The organism is Streptomyces sp. (assembly GCF_031178505.1).
GTDB classification, from domain to species: Bacteria; Actinomycetota; Actinomycetes; order Streptomycetales; family Streptomycetaceae; genus Streptomyces; species Streptomyces gulbargensis.
In genome coordinates this window covers 1-2,263 of the sequence record NZ_JAPSIW010000947.1, presented here as the reverse complement: position 1 = coordinate 2,263, position 2,263 = coordinate 1, and the positions used below count along the sequence as shown (strand labels likewise).

Sequence of the window (2,263 nt, the reverse complement as noted above, 5' to 3'; positions counted from 1 at the left end):
TGGTGTACGGACCGGGCGGCGGGCAGCCCGCCCCACCGGTGCCACCGGCCCCGGCGCATCCCGGGGCGGGCCCGACGGTCTCGGCCCGTGGACCAACGTATCGGCGGTGTCCGGATGCGCGTACCGCTCCTTCACGCTCACCAGGGCCGCGAACAGCGCGATGAGCGCGAGGAGTTGGGCCACCGGGCCGAAGGCGCCCCGGTCGGCGCTGACGGCCTCCCCGGCCCCGATCGCCGCCGCGACGCCCGCGCCCGCCATCGCCGCGAACGCGATCGGCACCAGCAGGGTGTGACGCCACCAGGCCAGCAGCGCCAGCGCCGGGACGAGCAGGGCGAACGGCCCCGCGATCACCGCGGCCACCAGTGTCAGCGCCACCGTGCCGAGCACCATGCCGGGCGCGGGCGGCGCGGGCACCAGGGCGTCGGTGTTGCGCTCGCGGCGCCACAGGATGACGAGTCCGATCAGTGCCAGGACGCCGGCCCCGGCCAATATCAGGCCGATCTCGTAGGTCCGCGACGGCTCGTAGGAGAGCTTGACCGTGCCGCCCTCGCCCTTGGGCACGAGCCAGCCCTGCTGCCAGCCGTCCAGCCGCAGCGGGGTCAGCTCCTTGCCGTCGAGGGTCGCCTTCCAGCCGTCGTTCACGTTCTCGTACGTCGTGAGGTACGAGGCCGCTCCCGCGCCGACGCTCACCTCGCGGCGGTCGCCCAGCCAGTCCTTGACCTTCAGCTCACGGGCGGCCTCGTCCACCGCGCCCGGGGTGCCCCGGGTGAGGGAGGCGTCCATGACGGCGAGCGGACCCGCGTCCCCGGTCTCGACGCTGTGCGCTCCCGCGTCGAGCTCGACCGCCGTGTCCTTCTTGCCGCGCTGGCACAGGCTGATGTCGACCGGCCTGCGCTCGGTGAGGTCCGCGACCTTGCCCTTGGCGCTCGTCTCGTACAGCTCACCGTCGATCGACATCATCGGGCCCTGGCCGCAGGGCAGCGAGAAGCGCGCCGAGGCCTTGGGCCGCGGGGTGCGGTACTCGTCGAGCGCGGGGACATAGACCTCCGTGAGGCCCACCGGCAGCCGCAGGTCGTCGTCCGCGACCGGGTTGTGGACCGTCAGCGGAGCCGTCTTCGTGATGGTGATGTCCATCTGGTCCGTGGTGATCGGGGCGAAGCGGGCGTTGCCGTGCTCGTCCACGCCCGCGGTGGCGGCGCCGTCCGGCGAGCTGATCTCGATCTTCTCGGGACGGGTCGACAGGCCGCCAGCGCCGGGCAGCACGATCTCGCCCACCGGCTTCTTGTCCGGCCACTTGAGGCGGATCACCGGACGCTTGTCCGTGCCCGCGATCCACGCCGTCGTCAGATCACCGTCGGTGAGGTTCCGCGGCGAAAGGCCGTTGCCGAGCCTGGCCGTGGAGTCCGCCGACGCGGTGATCCGCGGCTTCTGCTCCGGGGCCACCTTGTAGAGCAGCTCGTCCAGTTCGGCGCCCGGCACGGCCAGCGCGCTCGCCTTCACCTCGTACTCGCCGTCGCCCGTCGTCGTGAAGCGGCGGTGCAGACCCGACTCGGCGTTCACCGGCGAGAGGGCACTCGGGTCGGAGGAGCGGTGCAGCGAGTACGTCGTCGCGTCGGCGCCGGTCGTCTTCTGGGCGTCCTTCGGCAGCTGGAGCAGCTTGGTGACGCGCACCTCGGGGAGGCTGATCTCCGAGAAGCCCGCGCCCGTCAGGCCGGGGCGCGGCTCCTGCGTGTCCACGATCGTGATCTTGATCCAGTCGGTGCTGCCGGCGCGGGCCTTGACGCGCTGCGCCGTGCCGTCCGGCTGGAGCGAACTCGTCACGGAGCCGTGCTCGGTCTCGACGCGCACCCGCGTCGGCGCCGCCCGCACACCGTTCTGCGGCAGCGGCGTGACCTGGAAGGAGGAGGGGACGGTGATCGCGGAGTTGAAGTCGGCCCTGATCCACTCGCCGTCCGCCGAGCCGGAGCCGCCCTCGGCCCAGGCCGTGGCCGGGTTGCCGTCGAAGGCGTTCACCGGGTCGTACTGCGGCAGGTGGAACAGCCAGTTGCCGTAGGAGGAGGCGGTCACGGACCTGGCGCCGCGCAGCTCCGCCGTCGTCTGGTGCTCGACGCCGTCGGTCGGCAGGATCTGGTGCGGTTTCTTGCCCGGGTCCTGGACCGCGTCGGGCGCGTTCCGCTCGTCGGGGCCGTACGTGTACGACGTGTTGGTGTTGACCAGGCCGAAGCGGGTGTCGGCGCGGCGCAGTCCGTCACCGACCGCCAGC

The 2,263-nt window shown here is 72.7% G+C and carries 1 pseudogene; it reads right to left on the bottom strand.

Going from position 1 to position 2,263, the window contains the following annotated elements:
• Window positions 1–2,263: pseudogene (locus tag RIF68_RS34880) on the bottom strand (DUF3367 domain-containing protein); the annotation flags it as partial.